This is a genomic window from Pseudomonas triticifolii (assembly GCF_014358015.1).
Classification (GTDB): Bacteria; Pseudomonadota; Gammaproteobacteria; order Pseudomonadales; family Pseudomonadaceae; genus Aquipseudomonas; species Aquipseudomonas triticifolii.
This window is the reverse complement of sequence record NZ_JACONV010000013.1, coordinates 114,911-132,167: the sequence shown is the minus strand read 5'-3', so window position 1 is coordinate 132,167 and position 17,257 is coordinate 114,911. Positions and strand designations below refer to the sequence as shown.

Genomic DNA, 17,257 nt, shown 5'->3' with positions numbered 1-17,257 from the left:
TGGACTTGTCCACGAAAAGGCCAGTACATCCGTTAGAGATGTCGCGTCTGACACACTGCCTTCGCGGACAAGTCCGCTCCCACAATTTTCCGTCGTCGGCAGATTCGAAGCACTTCGCCGCAAGGCTGCACGGGTTGGTGCTGCTGCGTTGGGGTGATGTGAGTGCTGCACAAAGCGTTATGTTCTGTGCAGAGGGGCGCTGAACACACGCACAGCTTGGTGGGAGCGAGCTTGCTCGCGAAGCGGTTGGCGCAAACGCCAATAGATAGAATGTCCGTGCTATCGCTTTCGTGAGCAAGCTCACTCCCACTGGACCTGTGTCGCGATGAGTAGCAGTGCAGGGCGCGATCAAGGGCTTATGGATGATCGCACACCCTCGTTCCCTCAGCGCATTGCCTTGGCGTCGCGTTTCATCAGCAGGTCCGATGCCATCTGGAAGTCGGCCTGGAAGGCCTTGCCTTCGACCCACTCCACGGCGGTGTCTTCGTCTTCGTCGTGGTGGATGGCGCGGTAGGTGATGAGCAGGCCCATCATGAAGTCGGTCGCTTCCTCTTCGTCTTCTTCAGACACGACCAGTGCCAGTACCGGGTATTGCAGGAACACCAGGCACATCGCCAGTTGGCTGATGGCTTCGGCGGCTTTCATGGTGTCGAACAGGTCTTCGTAGTCGGCCGGTTCGAAGCCGTTCTCAACGATGTCTTTGAAGTCGAAGGTGCTCATGTCCAGCAGCACGTCGTCGAACGGCTGACTGACCAGCACAGAGGCGAATACCGGATGTACGACGTTGGTCGGTGACTTCCCGGAGCGGTTCTGCTTGGCCTTGATCTTTGCGCGTTTGGCGCGTTTCTGCTGTTTGTCCGGCGAAGCCATGGGGCGGTCCTTTGTCAGGCGGTAAGGGCAATGGGCGCTATTGAAGCGCACGACGCTCCAATAGCCAAGGCTCGATTACAAGGCGCGTGCCCGGCGCTGCCGCGCGGTTGCACCTGAAGTACCGGATCGTGCGCCGTTTGTTCGAAGGTGTTCATCGTGTATCCGGGGCGCTCAAACCTATTAGAACGAATGTCTGGATTGAGTGTGACGAATGTATTTCAACGTTCGAATGAACAGCGTGAGTTTGAAGTGGCCGCCATAACGACGACACGGGTGTTGGATAGGTGTTTGTCAGGCGCGAATAACAAAAACACAGAAGCCCGCTGGGGCGGGCTTCTATGCTTGTCCGGCAAGCCGTTACGGGATGGAAGTGTGAACAGGTTAAATGTTCAGACTTCCATCGTTACGCGAAAGACTTCTTTTTCCCGAGCTTTGAAAACGCTTCCGCTTCGTCCATGCGATTGGCAAACATGCTGACGGCTTCAACCGCGTCGCTCGCGCCATCCCGGATCTGCACAATTACCTGCCCCGCCTGATCGGCCAGTGTCACGCCACGGTTGGCGCCTTCCTGGGTGGCGCTCATGCTGGCAACCGCCTCACGGGTTTCTGCCAGGATCTTGCCGATCATCTCGGCGATTTCCGTGGTAGAGCCGCTGGTGCGTCCGGCCAGTTGTCGCACTTCATCAGCCACGACCGCAAAGCCACGGCCCTGATCGCCTGCGCGCGCCGCCTCGATGGCCGCGTTGAGTGCCAGCAGGTTGGTTTGGTCGGCGATACCCCGGATGGTGTTGACGATGGCGGTGATCTGTTCCGAGCGATCGCCCAATTGCCCGACCAGCTTGGCGGAAGAGCCGATGTTTTCCGCAATCTGGCGCATCTCGCGTGCGGTTTCCTGAATCACCAGCGTGCCTTGTTCGGCGACTTTCTCGGTTTCGGCCGAAATGTGGTAAGCCTTGGAAGCGCCATGTGCGTCGGCTTCCTGCATCTCCACCTTGGCCGTGATGTCGCTGGCGAACTTCACGACTTTGTAGAGTTTGCCATCGGTGTCGAAAACGGGGTTATACGTAGCTTCCAGCCACACAACCCGGCCATTTTTGCCGATGCGTTTGAACTGACCGCCCACGAACTGGCCCTGGTTCAGCTTGCGCCAGAACTCGGTGTACTCAGCGCTGTTGACCAGCGACGGTTCACAGAAGGTCTTGTGGTGTTTGCCTTTAATCTCGCCCAGTGCGTAGCCCATGACATGCAGAAAGTTATCGTTGGCCGTAAGCACCTGGCCCGCCGGGTCGAACTCGCAAATCGCCATGGCGCGATCCACGGCATTGAGCTTGCTGTGGTTTTCGTTCTCAAGCAGGATTTTCTGAGTGACGTCCAGGGCGTACTTGACCACCTTGATCACCTTGCCCTGCGCGTCGATGACGGGGTTGTAGCTGGCTTCCAGCCAGACGCTCTTGCCTGACTTGGCGACGCGTCTGAACGTTCCGGATATGAATTTTCCTGCCCGCAGAGAAGCCCACAGGTCTGCATACTCGCGACTGCGTGCCATTTCCGGGTCGCAGAAATCGCGATGCGTCTTACCGTGCAGTTCTTCTGCCCGGTAGCCCATCGCAGCCAGAAAGTTATCGTTGGCCCGAATGAGCTTTCCGTCGAGCTCCAGCTCGACAATAGCCATTGATTTTTCGAGCGCGCCCATCAGTCCTTTGAGTCCTTCTACTTCAGCCTTCATGGCTGTCAGTTCAGTCTTCTCTTTTTTCCCGAACATAACGTGCCCCTAATGTGGTGTTGCGGAACTCTTCATGTGGGGATATCGACAATAAGTATGAAGGCATGAGTCAGGGGAGCCATTATTCTGATGAATGGGGCACGTAAAAATTGACGTCAGAAAGACCGCGGTTTTTCTCGGGATATAGATCAATGTGCGCGTCTATCGAATGCGGTAAAGGATGTTGAAGGACTTCAGAAGAGAGGAGGCGATATCGCCCGGGTTCAATGTCGTCAAACGCCGGACAAAGAAAAGCCCGCGATGGGGGAGCGGGCTTAAGGATTCACACTTGGGAGCAGCTCTACAATGACGCAGTGGCTGTGAAAACTTTGTGAAGAGAATCGACTGTTTTTACTTTTTTTCAGGTGTTTGAACGGTGTTGGTCACGTCGGAGGTCGGCACGAAGGTTTTCGACTCTTCGGCAGCCGCTTCTTTGGACGCGGCCTTGTCTTTGGCGGCTTCGGCGTTCTCTTTAGCCGCGTCATTGACCTTGGCTTGAGCAGATTCCATCTTCTGCTGAGCATTTTCCTGATGCGCCTGGGCATCCTGCGCTTTCTGTTCGGATTTGCTGTCGCAGGCAGCGAGACCCAGGGTGGCGGCAATGATGAGGGCGGAGGCAGTGAACTTGAGCACAGGATTTTTCCTTCGAAAACAAATGTATGGCTTCGAGGGATAGCTCAAGCACTAAGTTCAATCGGCGTAAGGCCGCTGTACGAAAAGCGGCTGCGCTCGCCGACTTTTCGTACAGCGCCTGGGCCGACGTCGGTCAATGTTTCTTGCTGATCGGCTCAGACAAAGAAAATGTCACTCGTCTGGGCTGCGTTTCCTGTCACCTGTATCTGTGCGATTTCTGCGGACGCCGCCCCGTATTTTTGAATGATGCCGTTGATGACTGTCTGCGCGCTGGCCGGGTCGGTGACCGAGGACAGAATCGCCTTTGAGTCGATCCCCGGCGCGCCCGCTCCAGACACATGTTTTTGAGCGGCAAACTCACCCACGGCAATGCGCGAAATCAGAAAGTCCGCATCGCGTGTCGCGTTCATGCCTGCAGTCAGGAAGGTGGTCAGGAAATCGCCCCGGCTGATGCGAGCAGCCGACAGGTCGTTGACCCAGTAGTCATACCCGGCCTGATCGGCCTGGCGACCCAGCGCATTGTTGTAAGCGAATGTCACGTACTCGGCGGTCTGCAACTGCGTGCCACCCTCGCCATTCTGGGCACCTGCTTTGTACATATTTTGACCAACAAGCAGATTGGCCGTGTTGGGTGTCATGCCCGTCTTGAGGTTGGCAGCCAGTTCGTCCGCCCAGTAGGCAAGGCCACTGTACTCGGGTGTTCGGCCAAAGGCGCCGATGTACAGGCTGATGAGAAAGTCCTGCTGGCCATCGCTCAAGCCCGACAGGTGCAGATTGGCGTCGGGAAGGTTCGTGGAGGAGGGCGCTGTGCCTGACGTCGTGCCACCGGATCCGGAAGTGCCGCCACCACTTGTAACGGGGCTGCCGTTAACGACCTGAACATTGCTCACCTGGCCGATCAGCGGCGTATCGTTGGCCCACGCCGATCTGCCAATCAGCTCGTCTGCTCTGCCAACATCTTCAGGCACTGCGCCCTGACCTTCGGCCACGACCTTGCCATCCTTGGACAGCTGCATCAGGCCGTTTGCATTGACGCGCGCAGTCCAGATTGCCGTCTGGCCTTCCACGATCACGTCGTTGGCCACGATCTGGTAGGACGTCGATCCTTTGACGATGGCAAATGCCATGTCGTCTGAACGGCCGACCTGACCCAGCCAGATATTGTCCGCCGCAGGCCCGTTGCCGAAATCGAAGATGCGCTGCCACGCGCCCGCATTCAGGCTGTCGAAGCGCGCTGTGGCGGTGGCGGTGAACGCGCCATCAATCTCGTAGGCGCTGCGAACCCATGTGTCGTCCGAGCGGGCTGACAGTGCGGTGAGGTGGCTATCGGCTTCACCGGCCTTGATCGTGCCGAAGCGGCCTTTCATGTTTTCCAGCAGGGCCGCGACATCCAGCGTCACGTCATCGAAGCTGAGCTTTTCGATGCTTCGCAGGGTGTCCACCGCGCCGGTTGCCATGTCGGTCATTCGGAGAATGCCGCTGAGCGCGAAGTCTGCATTGTAGAGTGCCTGATAGGCCGTGCTCAGGCCGGCGAAGAGTGCCGTGTCCGTTCCTGCCCCGCCATCGAGGTCGTCCCGGTCGGCGCCGCCCACCAGAATGTCGTTGCCGCCGCCGCCAAGGATCGTATCGTTCCCGGCACCGCCTTCCAGACGGTTGGCTGCGTCATTGCCGATAAGGGTGTCTCTGCCGCCGCCGGTGATCGCATTTTCAATGACCACGCCCCTGGCAATGGCGAGGTTGCCTGCGACCCCGTCGATGCTGGAGAACGCTTCTGCACGCAGGTCGATCTTCTGGTCCGCCGAACGCAGGCTGAAGTTGAATGTATCGATGCCGCCCGAATCGAAAATGGTCGCGGCTGTTCCCTGGACAACATCCGTTCCGGCCGCAAAGACAGTGCGGAAATCGCCATACGTGTCATTGCCCGTGTTCACGCCTGTAGGGACGCCATACAGCGTCTGGGCAGCGAGTATGTCGGCCAGCATGGGCGTGATGGCGAAGGCAAAGGCTGCCGTGTCGTAGGGGTTATCGTTTTGGTCGAAGTACGACATGATCGACTTCTGCCAGCTGTCTTCCTGATAACTTGCATCGGTGCTGAAATTCGCAGAACCGTTGTAGTTGCCGCCATGGCCTAGACCGATTGCGTGACCGATCTCATGGACAAACGTCTGCAGTTTGTACCAGCTGCCATTGGACCAGTTGGCCGCCACGTTGACCGAGCTGCTGACAATCAGTCCGTTGGATGAGGTTATGGAGTTGGCATACGCGCCGCTCTGATCCTCGCTGAAACCGATTTGTGCCCGTCCCGTCGTTTCAATGAATTTGATTCCGGTGGCGTTGGACCAGGTTTGCAGCGCGGCGCGCGCGGTGTCCTGATTATCCGCCCGTAAAGCGGTGATATTGACCGTGATCGAGCCGCCAGCCCGTACGTTGAAATGGTGAGGTTGGCCGCCCACGTCCTGCCAGAACCCGTCTGTCAGGTAACGGGCTTGCTGATCCAGCGTAAAGGACGGCAGATTGGCCGCGACGTTGCTGGTGGTCTGCGTGCCTTGTGCATCGAGTTTATCGAGACAGTTCGGCCCTTCCAGATTGGGATAAGTCATACACAGAACACACATGGAGCCGACCTCAAGCGTGGGCAACAGGGACATAAAACGTGAGCATTTACCGCGCCGAAGGAGACTCGTGCAGCAAGGCGTTTACATAATCTCGAAGCATCCGCTCCGATAACGTGGCGTCGGTGACCTGAAAACGAAGGGTCGGCCCGCGTCCTTGGACGCCATTTGTTGCTCTCCAGGCCAGATGACCTGACAGGCTCGTTGATGTCCTGAGTTCCTCGACGAACGCTATCGTTGGCAGCCTTGTCGTGTGCGGCACAACCTCGACCTGTCGATGCTCTTGCGACAACGCAGCGGCCAATGCCCGGCACATTCCACTCGAGGGCTCCTCGCAGATCACGTACAGAACACAGGGTGCCAACTGATCCTGATTTGCTTGCGCCATGGGTATACCGACTCCGCCATTGAGTACGATGAGCATCAGCGCCACGGCAGCCCTGAAGCACTCCGTAAAACCCGAAGCAAAGACCCGCCTGCGACACGACGCTTGCTGATCCATCAAGAACATCCTCGATCCGGCGCTCGGCCATTTGCAAGACATATCACTCTTCAGGTTTAGCGGCAGGTGGCGGGAATTATTTAGCGCAGGGCGTATGGCGGTGCATCGCAAGATTCGTCCCGCTTCAATAGAGACCATTCACTCAAGCCATATGACTGTGGTCCTCTTACCTTGTTCGAGCAATTTTCCTAGCTTCGCGCCCTCACGATTCTTTAACCCAAGGGGGAGCGGATGAGTAACCACGGCGTTAGCAAACAACACTTTTCGGATTACACGGAAGCTGAATTTCTTCATTGCATGGAGCAAATCCTCGGCACAGAACCTCATGGGAGGGACCGGCAGGCAGAGAGGCTGCTTAACCACTTTGCTGAGGTGACTGAATATCCTGACAGTACAGACCTTATTTTTTGGCCAGAGGAAGGTTCTGACACGTCAGCCAAAGGTATTACTGACATTATCCGCCAGTGGCGCGAGGCGAATGGTTTGCCGGGCTTCAAAGCTGCCGATCCTGACTATCAACCGCCCAGGCACGAACCTCCGGGTAGCATGGGCATTGGCGAGGTAAAAAAGCTGCTGGTAAGACCCGCCGCTGAATTTGTAGTCAGCGATGGTCCATCCACAGATCAGGTTGTAGAAAGCTGGATCGGCAAAGTGTCCCTTTACGGGCTTGAGGAAGGCGTACCCAAGAATGATCAAGGGGTAGAGCTGCACCCCTATGCGCAGTTACACCTTGGTAGCCTGCCGTTCAAGCATCCCCTGCTTGACGGTGTCAGTGTCATTACAGTGTTCGTCGCGGAGCCATTGCCTGAAGCCTTTGAGCCCATGGGCAATAATTGGCTGATTCGCGAGTATGGGCCTGACAGCGTGCTCGTTCCTAAAGAGCTACCGGTGGCGGGCTCGACTATTCAGGCCGTGCCGTTGAAAGTCGTCCCTGTGGCAGAAGATTTTCCACTGTGGGATGGAGGTGGAATACCCGCGTATCTGGAAGCAGAGATAGTCGAGCTGGAGCGTTCGGGACAGATCGAAAGCCATGAAGATTTAGGGGCACATGCTTATGGTCATAAGGTCGGTGGGTATCCGTCTTTCTGCCAGCCTGGCATCGACCCTGGGGAAGATTTTGAATTTGTGTTTCAAATATCAAGCGATCCTGAGATCAATCTGAACGTGGTTGACAGTGGATTCCTGATGTTCTGGAAAAGCAAAGTGACCGGCGAGTGGGTACTTTATTACGATTTCTACTGATCTCGTGGATTGCGCAAAAGCCGTCGTGGGTAGCGTCATCGTGAGTCACAAGGCTGATTCCTTCAGCCAGCGCCTGGGCAACCATGATGCGGTCAAAGGGATCGCGATCATGGTCTCCCCGCCTGCCGCTGCATCGACAGGCTGCCAAAAGTGCGTCTTGGCTGCGTGAGTGGATTCGTAGACCGAGCTGATCGATCCACGAACCTGCTCGCAAAGAGGTGGGCTTTCAAGGGAGTTGTAAGGAATCGCAGACAACAAAAAGCCCGCACGAGGCGGGCTTCTTGTGTGCCTTCAGGTGTGCTTGGCATCACCTGAAAACGAAAGGTGGTGCCCAGAGACGGAATCGAACCGCCGACACGGGGATTTTCAATCCCCTGCTCTACCGACTGAGCTATCTGGGCAACGGGGCGCATTAAACGTGTTTTTCAGGAGGTCGTCAAGCGCGTTATCAAAAAATATTGAATTATTACCGACGCTTACGACCTTCACTGCGTGAAACGCTTTATTTCTCGGGGGGAACGTAGCCTTCGGCCTGGGCGTATTCCTCGCCGGACAGGAATTTGTCCATCTCGGTCTGGAGGAATTTGCGGTCTTCGGCGTTCATCATGTTCAGGCGGCGTTCGTTGATCAGCAGGGTCTGGTGTTTCTGCCAGTCGGCCCAGGCTTTCTGCGAGACGTGATTGAAGATGTCTTCGCCCTTGGCACCCGGATAGGGGGCGCGTTCAAGGCCTGGCAGTTCTTCTTTGTATTTGCGGCACATTACGGTGCGGGTCATGACGACTCTCCTGCGTTCAATACGTCGGCTGCGCGTTTGAGCAGCTTTTTCACCGGGGCGGCAAGGCCCAGGCGCGGCGGGGTGGCGAGGTTATACCAGAGCCAGTCGGCCTCGGCCACGTGATGGGCGGACTCCTGGACCTGTACCAGCCAGGGTTCGATGCTCAACTGGAAGTGGCTGAAGGTGTGGATCAGGCCGGGCAGTTCGTGGTGCTTGCCCAGTTCCAGCGCGTGCTGTGTGGCCAGGTGTTGCACGTCGTCGAAGTGATCGAGTTCGGGCAGGCTCCACAAGCCGCCCCACAGTCCGCTGGACGGGCGTCTGTACAAGAGAATCGCGCCTTCGCTGTTGGCGAAGATCGGCATGAGCGTGCGTTTCTGCGGCACGGTCTTGCGTGGCTTGGGGATCGGGTAGCGGGTTTCCAGCCCCAGCATGTGTGCCTGGCAGCCGCGTTCAAGCGGGCAGAGCAGGCAGCTGGGTTTGCTACGGGTGCAGAGCGTTGCGCCCAGGTCCATCATGGCCTGGGTGTAGTTGTTCACCCGTGTGTGGGGTGTGAAGCGCTCTGCAGTGGCCCACAGCTGTTTGGCGACCTTGGGTTCGCCCGGATAGCCTTCCTGCGCCGTGAAGCGCGCCAGAACGCGTTTGACGTTGCCGTCCAGGATCGATGCCCGGATGCCCATGCTCAGGCTGGCGATGGCTCCGGCGGTGGACAGGCCAATGCCGGGCAGCTCCGTCAGCTTTTCAACATCGCGGGGAAATTCGCCGCCGTGTTCGGCCACGATCAGGCGTGCGGTTTTCTGCAGGTTGCGGGCGCGGGTGTAGTAGCCCAGACCGGTCCACAAGTGCAGCACTTCGTCTTCCGGCGCTTCGGCCAGCGCCTGCACGGTGGGCAGGGCTTCCATGAAGCGGTCGAAGTAGTTCAGCACGGTGCTGACCTGCGTCTGTTGCAACATGATTTCCGACACCCAGACCCGATACGGTGTGATGCCTTGCTGCCAGGGCAGGTCGTGTCGGCCGTGGCGGTCGTACCAATCCAGCACGGCGCTGGAGAATTGCTCGGGTTGCATCGCCTGGTGGGCTCCTGTGAAACAACTCATGGCCGGGTGAAATGCTGCTATTGAATGTGGGAGTGAGCTTGCTCACGAAGGCTATTTTCCAAGCGATGCATCTTGATCGAATGCACCGGCCCTTTCGCGAGCAAGCTCACTCCCACGGTTTTGTGCAGGTTTACTGACTAGCGCTTGAACAACCCCTTGAGCGCATCCTTGAGTTCCGGGCTGACCTTGTCGCCCAGCTTCTCGTCGAGCTTGTCTTCGAGTTTTTCGCTGATCCGGTCGCCGGCCAGTTTGGCGGCGATCTGGCCGATGCCGTCCTTGTCCAGACGGCAGGCCTTGGCGCCCAGTTCCAGTGGGCCTCGGCACTGGACCGGCCACTCGATGCCGACGAAGCGCGGGTTGATCTCGCAGGCCGGGTCCGGCATGTCGCTCTTGTCGCCTTCGACGATGATGCCGACGCGGTAGTTCATGCCCAGCACGCGCAGGTCGACATCACCGTTGCCGTTGACGGTCAGGCCGGGGATGCGCACCTTGAGGTCCGGGTTGCTGGCCACGCCGTTGCGCACCACCAGATTGCCGTTCAACTGCTGGAATGGCGTGTCCTTGGCGCGTGGCTCGCCGGCCAGCGGTTTGCGGTTCAGGACGGAGATGCCCCTGCACAGTTGTTGCTCGAGGTTGGCGTTGACCAGCACGCCGTTGCTGAGGGCAAAGCTGGCGGTGCCGTTCAGGCTGTCGATCAGGGTTTTTTCGCTGTTGCCCTTGCCGGTCAGGTCGCTGTTGAGCGTCAGCAGGCCGCGCACGGGCGGGGTTTGTCCCTGACTTTCAAGAACGCGCTCGATCGGCACCTTGGCGACGCGGGTCTGCACATTGATCGCAGGGACGTCAGGGCGTGCATCCAGGTTGCCCTTGACCTCGAAGTTGCCGCTGTAGAGATCGCCACTCAAGGTGTCGAGTTTGATCACGCCACCCAGTGCCTGGGTTTTGAGTGCTGCGTTCTGGATCGGCAGTTTGTCGAGGGTCAGCTTGCCAAAGCTCAGGTCGGCCTGAACATCCAGGGTCCGCAGGCGCTCCAGTGGCAGCAGTCTGGCGGTGCTCCAGGCAGCCTTGGTGGGCTGCTCGGGCAGCGGCGAGTCGCCTGCGACAGCGGCGGCTTCACCGCTCTGCACTTCGGATTTGCGCGCGGCCTTGGCGCCTTTGCTTTCTTCGCTTTCGGCCGGACGATAGCGGTCGGCGTCGAAGGTGTCGCCCTTGAGCTGAACGCGCAATGCCTGTTTGGCGAAGTCGTCTATCGCGATGCGGCCGGTAAAGGTGCTGTCGTCGACCTTCAGGTTCAGGCCGTCCAGTACGACGCTCGTGGGTGTGCCGCTGAGGCGGGTGACCATCTCGACCTTGCTGAGTGCGCCGTCGGCCATCGCGGGCAGCGGTTGGCCGATGTTGTCGAAGAAGGTGCGCAGATCAAGCTGGGCAATGGACAGGCCGCCACTGATCTGGGGTGTCTTGTCCAGGTCACGGGCCCGCAGTTCGCCCAGGGCGCGCAGTTGATTGGCCGAGAACTTGAGGCTGTTCCATTCGGCGATGTTGGCGGCCAGGTCGACCAGCAGTTGACCCTGAGCCGAGAAGGTCACGATCTTGCCCTGCAGGGGTTCGCCTGCGACTTCGCCGGACAGGCGCATGTCTTCGAACTGATAACGTTTGAGTACGCGGTCCATGCGCAGCTCGCCGACCAGTTCGGTCTTGGCGCGCACGACAGGCTGGTTGGTGCTCAGGAAGGCGGTCAGCTTGATAGGAATATCGGACGCTTCGCGAATCGGACCGGTGCTCAGCTGGATGCTTTCCGCCGTGAAGGTCCGGCCTTTGCGGGCGTCGCTGTAATCCACGCGGGCGTTGTTGACGGTCAGGCTGTCGATGTCCAGCTTGATCGGCTGGGAAGGCCGTTCAGGCTTCGACGCTTCCGGCGTCGGGGCTGGCGCGGCATCGGGTTTCTGCTCGGTGGACGCGACGGCAGGCGGTTTGCCGATGTCTTCCCAGTTGCCATGACCTTGTTCGTCGCGATGCAGCATCAGGTTCAGGCCTTCGACACGCACATCGCTCATTTGCACCTGACGGCGCAACAGCGGCAGTACACGTACGGACAAGCCCAGCATCTGCACATCGGCGAACGGCTGATCGGGGGCGGTCAGGGTGGCGACACGCGCGTCATGCAATTCCAGCCCGAGCCACGGGAACAGGCTCCAGCCGATGTCGCCATTGAGCGTAAGCTCGACGTTAGCCTTTTCGCGTGCCAGCTGTCGTATCTCGTCTTTGTAGTCGTTGGGATCAAACAGATGGGTCAAGGCAAAGCCAAGAGCCACGATGATCAGCAACAACCCGAGAATAAACAGCCCCAGGATTTTGCCGAACGCTTTCATGGGCGAGTCCTTGTGTCGATGTTCAAAAATAGCCCACGAGTATACCGCTCTGACGAGCGTCTCGGGCTTTGGATGCTCTCGTGGTGGGCGACAGCCCCGTTTCAGGGCTTTGCGACTTCCAGCCGCACGTGGAGCCTGGCTGCCAGAGCGAGGACTTCGGGACGCTCGGCAGGTGCCAGCAAGCGTAGTTCGCAACCGGCCTCACCGGCCAGTTTCACTGCGTGAGAGACGATGCGGCCGGCGACACCGCGGCGGCGGGTCAGTGCGCGCACGCACAGGTGCGACAGATGCCAGATATGGTCACCACGTACCAGGCGTGCGGCACCCAGCAGTCGATCATTAAAGCGAGCGGCCAGCAGCGTTTGCCCGGCCAGGGCGTTTTCGATCAGACGCGCGGTGTCAGCGAAGGGCGGGAGCAGGTCGGGCGGTGCGTCGCGGTAGATTTTCTGAAGGTCTTCCTGATCCTGACAAGTGGGCGAATTTATTAACCCAACTAACACCGGCATGCGTTTCTCCTGACGTTTAATTGATTGCATCTATGGAGTCATAGATAACGTGGATTAAGTTGATGAATTTGATAATAAAAAGCTTGTAACAAGATGCTTATTGGCCATCGGTAAGTGATAGTCTCCGCCTCTGCTGAAGTCAGGTGCGTCTTTTTGTCACGTATCTGAATACGCTGCCGATAAAACAGACATGGCCGTTCGGCATGGAGTCTGGGGCGGACCAGCGCAACCATCTGCAAGCTTCACACATTGGGGTAATCATAATGAGCACAAGCACAGCCTTGGGCGGCGCTGCCGTTCAGCCTGCGTTCTTGTCCAAAGAGCGCATTATCGCCAAGCCCGGTTTCAACCGTTGGCTTGTTCCACCTGCTGCACTGGCCATCCATCTTTGTATCGGCATGGCGTATGGCTTCTCGGTTTTCTGGTTGCCGCTGTCAAAGGCTATTGGTGTTTCGGCACCTGTCGCCTGTACGCCGGACATGGGTTTCTTCGCACAGATCTTTGCATCGACCTGTGACTGGCAGATCTCCATGCTGGGCTGGATCTATACCCTGTTCTTCATCTTCCTGGGCTGTTCGGCTGCCATCTGGGGTGGCTGGCTGGAACACGCAGGTCCACGTAAGGCTGGCGTCGTTTCGGCCCTGTGCTGGTGTGGCGGTCTGCTGATTTCCGCGCTGGGTATCTATTCCCACCAGATCTGGCTGATGTGGCTGGGCTCGGGTGTCATCGGTGGTATCGGCCTGGGGTTGGGCTATATCTCCCCGGTGTCGACCCTGATCAAGTGGTTCCCGGACAAGCGCGGCATGGCGACCGGTATGGCGATCATGGGCTTCGGCGGCGGCGCAATGGTGGGTGCACCTCTGGCCACCGCTCTGATGGGCCACTTCGCTTCTGCTGATGGCGTGGGCGTCTGGCAGAGCTTTGTCGTGATGGCGGTGATCTACTTCATCTTCATGATCGGCGGCGCACTGGGCTACCGCGTGCCACCGACCGGCTGGAAACCGGAAGGCTGGACCGCTCCGGCGGCCAAGGCCAAGAATGCGATGATCACCAACCGTCACGTGCACGTGAGCGTGGCCTGGAAGACACCGCAGTTCCGTCTGGTCTGGCTGGTACTGTGCCTTAACGTATCTGCCGGTATCGGTATTCTGGGTATGGCGTCTCCGCTGTTGCAGGAAGTGTTCGCCGGCAAGTTGCTGGGTAATGACCTGACGTTCAGCCAGCTCAATGCCGATCAACTAAAAGCCATTGCTGCCATTGCTGCAGGCTTTACCGGTCTGTTGAGTCTGTTCAACATCGGCGGTCGTTTCTTCTGGGCTTCGTGCTCTGACTACATCGGTCGCAAGGCAACTTACTTTGTGTTCTTCGCCCTGGGCTTCCTGCTCTATGCGTCGGTTCCAACCCTGAGCCACATGGGCAGTATCGCGCTGTTCGTAGCGGCGTTCTGCATCGTGCTGTCGATGTACGGCGGCGGTTTCGCAACAGTGCCTGCGTATCTGGCCGACCTGTTCGGTACACAGATGGTGGGTGCGATCCACGGTCGTCTGCTGACGGCATGGGCTGCGGCCGGTGTACTGGGTCCGGTATTGGTCAACTACCTGCGCGAGTATCAACTCAGCCACGGTGTTGCACGTGCGGATGCCTATGACATCACCTTGTACATCCTGGCCGGTCTTCTGGTGCTGGGCTTCATCTGCAACCTGCTGATCCGTCCGGTTGCCGACAAGTACTTCATGACCGACGCCGAACTGGCGGCCGAACAGGCCATCGGTCACGACAAGGGCGCTACTGCTACCACATCGCTGGAGTGGAAAGCTTCCGCGGGCAGCAAGCCGCTGGTGATCGCGGCCTGGCTGGCAGTGGGCATCCCGCTGGCGTGGGGCGTCTGGATTACGCTGCAAAAAACCGCAGTACTGTTCCACTAACAGTCTGGCGGTCCTGAAAAAGCGCGTGCACTTCGGTGCATGCGCTTTTTTTTGAGCGTTTTTCAGGGTTAAACCATCAGGGGCTTTATGCACGGCTGCCGGGACGAGAGGGCTCGCGAAGGCTGTGTTTCAAGGGGCGCATGGCTCATGAATGGACCGGTCCATTCATGAGCACGCTCACTACTGCTGACGATGAAACTGGTACGCTTGCTGCCCGCAAACCCCTCTAGCGCGAGCGACTGCCTTCATGAAAGCGAATGAAATCGATGACTTCGACTTGAAGATTCTGACGTTGCTTCAGGCCAACGGGCGTTTGACCAATCAGGAATTGAGCGATCTGGTGGGGCTCTCGGCGTCACAATGCTCGCGCCGCAGGATCAGCCTGGAGCAGGCGCACCTGATCCTCGGTTATCACGCCCGTGTTGCGCCGCAGGCAATGAGTCGCGACGTGCTGGCAATGGTCGAAGTGCGCCTGACCAGCCATCGCCCAGAGCACTGGGAAGAGTTTCAGGCGCTGGTGGCGGATGTGGGTTCGATCATCGACGCCTACAAGACCACGGGCGATGCGGATTACACCCTCAAAGTCGCGGTGGCGGACCTGGACAGTCTCAACAAGCTGATGGCGCAGATCACCGCAGGCAATTGCGTTGCTCACATCAAGACGGCGGTGGTGCTGGAGCGCTTGAAAGAAAACAGCGTCGTAACCTTCTGACGCCTGTTGTGCACCGAAGTGGCGCACTCGTGGTGTTTTCTGCGCACAAATAATGCATGTAAAGTTGATTTAGTGGTTGAAGTTAGCGTTCTGTCGTTAATATTTGCGCGAATCACGCTGTATCTATAGATTGCCGCTCAAAGTGTGAATGGGTGAGGCGTTTCAGCTTTTGAAAGCCCGTCATTCATGGACATCGACCGAGCCGGGCATCGCAATGACTATCAGCACCTCATCATCCGCGCGTTTTGCGACGCGTCACTCGGCTCAGGAAGACGTGTTCGCACTCGTGATCGCGACTGTGCTGGTCTCTTTCGGCGTGGTGCTGCTGCGTCAGGCAGGGGTGATGACGGGAGGTACGGCAGGCATCGCGCTGTTGATTCATTACTCGTTCGCCCTGCCGTTCGGCGTCGTGTTCTTTGCGCTCAATCTGCCGTTCTATTACCTGTCATTGCGCAGGATGGGCTGGCTGTTCACCGTCAAGACCTTTTGCGCCGTCGGGCTGGTGTCGTTCTTCTCCGATCAGCACGCCGTGTTCATCCATATCGATCAGTTGCAGCCTTTTTATGCTGCGGTGCTGGGCAACCTGATTCTCGGCGTCGGTTTTCTGATACTTTTCCGTCACAAGGCAAGCCTGGGCGGGGTTAATATCCTCGCGCTGTATTTGCAGGACCGATATGGCTTCAAGGCGGGCTGGTTGCAGATGGGTATCGACATCGGTGTACTGCTGGCCTCCCTGACGTTCATCAGCCTGCCGATACTGGCCTGTTCCATACTGGGCGCGGTGCTGCTGAACTTCATCATTGCGCAGAACCACAGAGCTGATCGCTACTCGGCCTGATTCATTATTCAAGGAGTTGTTTGCATGCTAGCCCACGTGGAGTCGTACGCCGGTGATCCGATCCTTTCGCTGATGGAGACCTTCGGCAAGGACCCTCGCGCCGACAAGGTCAACCTCAGCATCGGTCTGTATTACGACACGCAGGGTTGCATTCCGCGCCTGGCGGCAGCGGTTACCGCGCAGCAGCAACTGGCCGAGGGCGAGCAGACAGCGTCGGTGTACCTGCCGATGGAAGGTCTGGCGGCGTATCGTCAGGCCGTGCAGACCCTGTTGTTTGGTGCGGACAACCCCGCTGTGCTGGCCAACCGTGTGGCTACGATCCAGACCGTGGGCGGTTCCGGCGCGCTGAAAGTGGGGGCCGACTTCCTCAAGTATGCATTCCCCGACTCGCAGGTCTGGGTCAGCGATCCGACCTGGGAAAACCACCATGCGCTGTTCGCAGGCGCGGCCTTCAAGGTCAATACCTATCCCTACTTCGATGCACAGAGTGGCGGCGTGCAGTTCGATGCCATGCTGAGCGCGCTGCAGCAATTGCCTGCCCGAAGCATCGTTTTGCTGCACCCGTGCTGCCACAACCCGACCGGGGCTGATCTGTCGGTTGCGCAGTGGGATCAAGTGGTCGAACTGGTCAAGGCGCGTGAGCTGATTCCGTTTCTCGACATCGCCTACCAGGGCTTCGGTAACGGCATGGACGAAGACGCCTATGCGATCCGGGCGATGACGAACGCAGGCGTCACGGCCTTCATCAGCAACTCGTTCTCGAAGATTTTCTCGTTGTACGGCGAGCGCGTCGGCGGGTTGTCGGTGGTCTGCGAAGACAGCGCGTCGGCCGTCAACGTGTTGGGTCAGCTCAAGGCAACCGTGCGCCGCAACTACTCCAGCCCGCCGGCTCATGGCGCACGCGTGGTTTCCCGCGTGCTCAATTCGCCGCAACTGCGTGATCAGTGGCTGACCGAGGTCGAGGTCATGCGCACGCGCATTCTCGACATGCGCATGCGTCTGGCGTCGGCGCTGGCGCATAAAGTGCCGCAGCACGATTTCAGCTTCATCCTCCGGCAGAACGGCATGTTCAGCTACACCGGCCTTACGCCGGTACAGGTCGACGAGCTGAGGGACACCCACGGCGTGTACCTGATCCGCAGCGGCCGCATGTGCCTGGCCGGGCTGAACGAAGGGAATATCGACAAGGTGTGCGACGCGATCGCCAGCCTGTTCGACTGATTTTCCTGTGGGCGATGTCCTCTGCCCCTGACGCGATGAGGTCTCGCAGCAGCGCAGAATGTGGGAGGCGGCTTGCCGGCGTTGGGTTTCTCAGGTCTTGCAGCTTTAGCGGATGTACCGGCCTTTTCGCGGACAAGTCCGCTCCCACGGTCCAGCGTTTGCCGCGAGGCGCAAAAGGACGATGTACAGTAAATCCCCT

12 protein-coding genes, 1 tRNA gene and 2 pseudogenes are annotated in these 17,257 nt (G+C 58.5%); 5 read left to right on the top strand and 10 right to left on the bottom strand.

Annotation, left to right across the window (positions count from 1 at the left end):
* Nucleotides 1-384 precede the first annotated feature (384 nt).
* From H8S56_RS17175 to H8S56_RS17160, 5 genes and pseudogenes are all read right to left on the bottom strand, one after another.
* The gene (locus H8S56_RS17175) at nt 385-870 is read right to left on the bottom strand and encodes a hypothetical protein (protein WP_187519292.1); all 486 of its coding nucleotides are present in this window, start codon (nt 868-870) and stop codon (nt 385-387) included.
* A 403-nt stretch (nt 871-1,273) separates the two neighbouring features.
* A pseudogene (locus tag H8S56_RS24970) lies at nt 1,274-1,753 on the bottom strand (methyl-accepting chemotaxis protein); the annotation flags it as partial.
* A gap of 102 nt (nt 1,754-1,855) precedes the next feature.
* Nucleotides 1,856-2,542 (bottom strand): annotated as a pseudogene (locus tag H8S56_RS24965) (PAS domain-containing protein); the annotation flags it as partial.
* 441 nt (nt 2,543-2,983) lie between these two features.
* A complete protein-coding gene (locus tag H8S56_RS17165) occupies nt 2,984-3,265 on the bottom strand; it encodes a hypothetical protein (protein ID WP_024684676.1) in 282 nt (93 codons plus the stop codon).
* A gap of 155 nt (nt 3,266-3,420) precedes the next feature.
* Nucleotides 3,421-5,865, bottom strand: a complete 2,445-nt coding sequence (locus tag H8S56_RS17160) for a M10 family metallopeptidase C-terminal domain-containing protein (protein ID WP_187519290.1) — start codon at nt 5,863-5,865, stop codon at nt 3,421-3,423.
* Between the two features lie 745 nt (nt 5,866-6,610).
* On the opposite strand from H8S56_RS17160, the gene H8S56_RS17155 reads away from it, so the two are divergent.
* Entirely contained in the window at nt 6,611-7,621 is a 1,011-nt protein-coding gene (locus H8S56_RS17155) for a bacteriocin immunity protein (RefSeq protein WP_187519289.1), read from the top strand.
* A gap of 325 nt (nt 7,622-7,946) precedes the next feature.
* Here H8S56_RS17155 and H8S56_RS17150 read toward each other — a convergent pair.
* The 5 genes from H8S56_RS17150 to H8S56_RS17130 all read right to left on the bottom strand — a co-directional run bounded on the left by H8S56_RS17150 (nt 7,947) and on the right by H8S56_RS17130 (nt 12,362).
* A tRNA-Phe gene (locus H8S56_RS17150) sits at nt 7,947-8,022 on the bottom strand.
* A gap of 101 nt (nt 8,023-8,123) precedes the next feature.
* The gene (locus H8S56_RS17145; protein WP_002555777.1) at nt 8,124-8,396 is read right to left on the bottom strand and encodes an oxidative damage protection protein; all 273 of its coding nucleotides are present in this window, start codon (nt 8,394-8,396) and stop codon (nt 8,124-8,126) included.
* On the bottom strand, nt 8,393-9,460 hold the full coding sequence (mutY, locus tag H8S56_RS17140) for an A/G-specific adenine glycosylase (RefSeq protein WP_187519288.1): 1,068 nt from the start codon (nt 9,458-9,460) through the stop codon (nt 8,393-8,395). The genes H8S56_RS17145 and mutY overlap by 4 nt, the downstream gene beginning before the upstream one ends.
* 167 nt (nt 9,461-9,627) lie before the next feature.
* On the bottom strand, nt 9,628-11,856 hold the full coding sequence (locus tag H8S56_RS17135; RefSeq protein WP_187519287.1) for an AsmA family protein: 2,229 nt from the start codon (nt 11,854-11,856) through the stop codon (nt 9,628-9,630).
* A 101-nt stretch (nt 11,857-11,957) separates the two neighbouring features.
* Nucleotides 11,958-12,362: an acetyl-CoA sensor PanZ family protein gene (locus H8S56_RS17130; protein ID WP_187519286.1), complete on the bottom strand. Its 405-nt coding sequence runs from the start codon at nt 12,360-12,362 to the stop codon at nt 11,958-11,960.
* Between the two features lie 263 nt (nt 12,363-12,625).
* Here H8S56_RS17130 and H8S56_RS17125 point away from each other — a divergent pair, with 263 nt between their 5' ends.
* The 4 genes from H8S56_RS17125 (at nt 12,626) to H8S56_RS17110 (ending at nt 17,058) form a co-directional block, all read left to right on the top strand.
* The gene (locus H8S56_RS17125; RefSeq protein ID WP_032610264.1) at nt 12,626-14,287 is read left to right on the top strand and encodes an OFA family MFS transporter; all 1,662 of its coding nucleotides are present in this window, start codon (nt 12,626-12,628) and stop codon (nt 14,285-14,287) included.
* Between the two features lie 247 nt (nt 14,288-14,534).
* A complete protein-coding gene (locus tag H8S56_RS17120) occupies nt 14,535-14,999 on the top strand; it encodes an Lrp/AsnC family transcriptional regulator (RefSeq protein WP_187519285.1) in 465 nt (154 codons plus the stop codon).
* A 214-nt stretch (nt 15,000-15,213) separates the two neighbouring features.
* Nucleotides 15,214-15,837: a YitT family protein gene (locus H8S56_RS17115; RefSeq protein WP_187519284.1), complete on the top strand. Its 624-nt coding sequence runs from the start codon at nt 15,214-15,216 to the stop codon at nt 15,835-15,837.
* 24 nt (nt 15,838-15,861) lie between these two features.
* A complete protein-coding gene (locus tag H8S56_RS17110; RefSeq protein ID WP_187519283.1) occupies nt 15,862-17,058 on the top strand; it encodes an amino acid aminotransferase in 1,197 nt (398 codons plus the stop codon).
* The last annotated feature ends 199 nt before the right edge of the window (nt 17,059-17,257 follow it).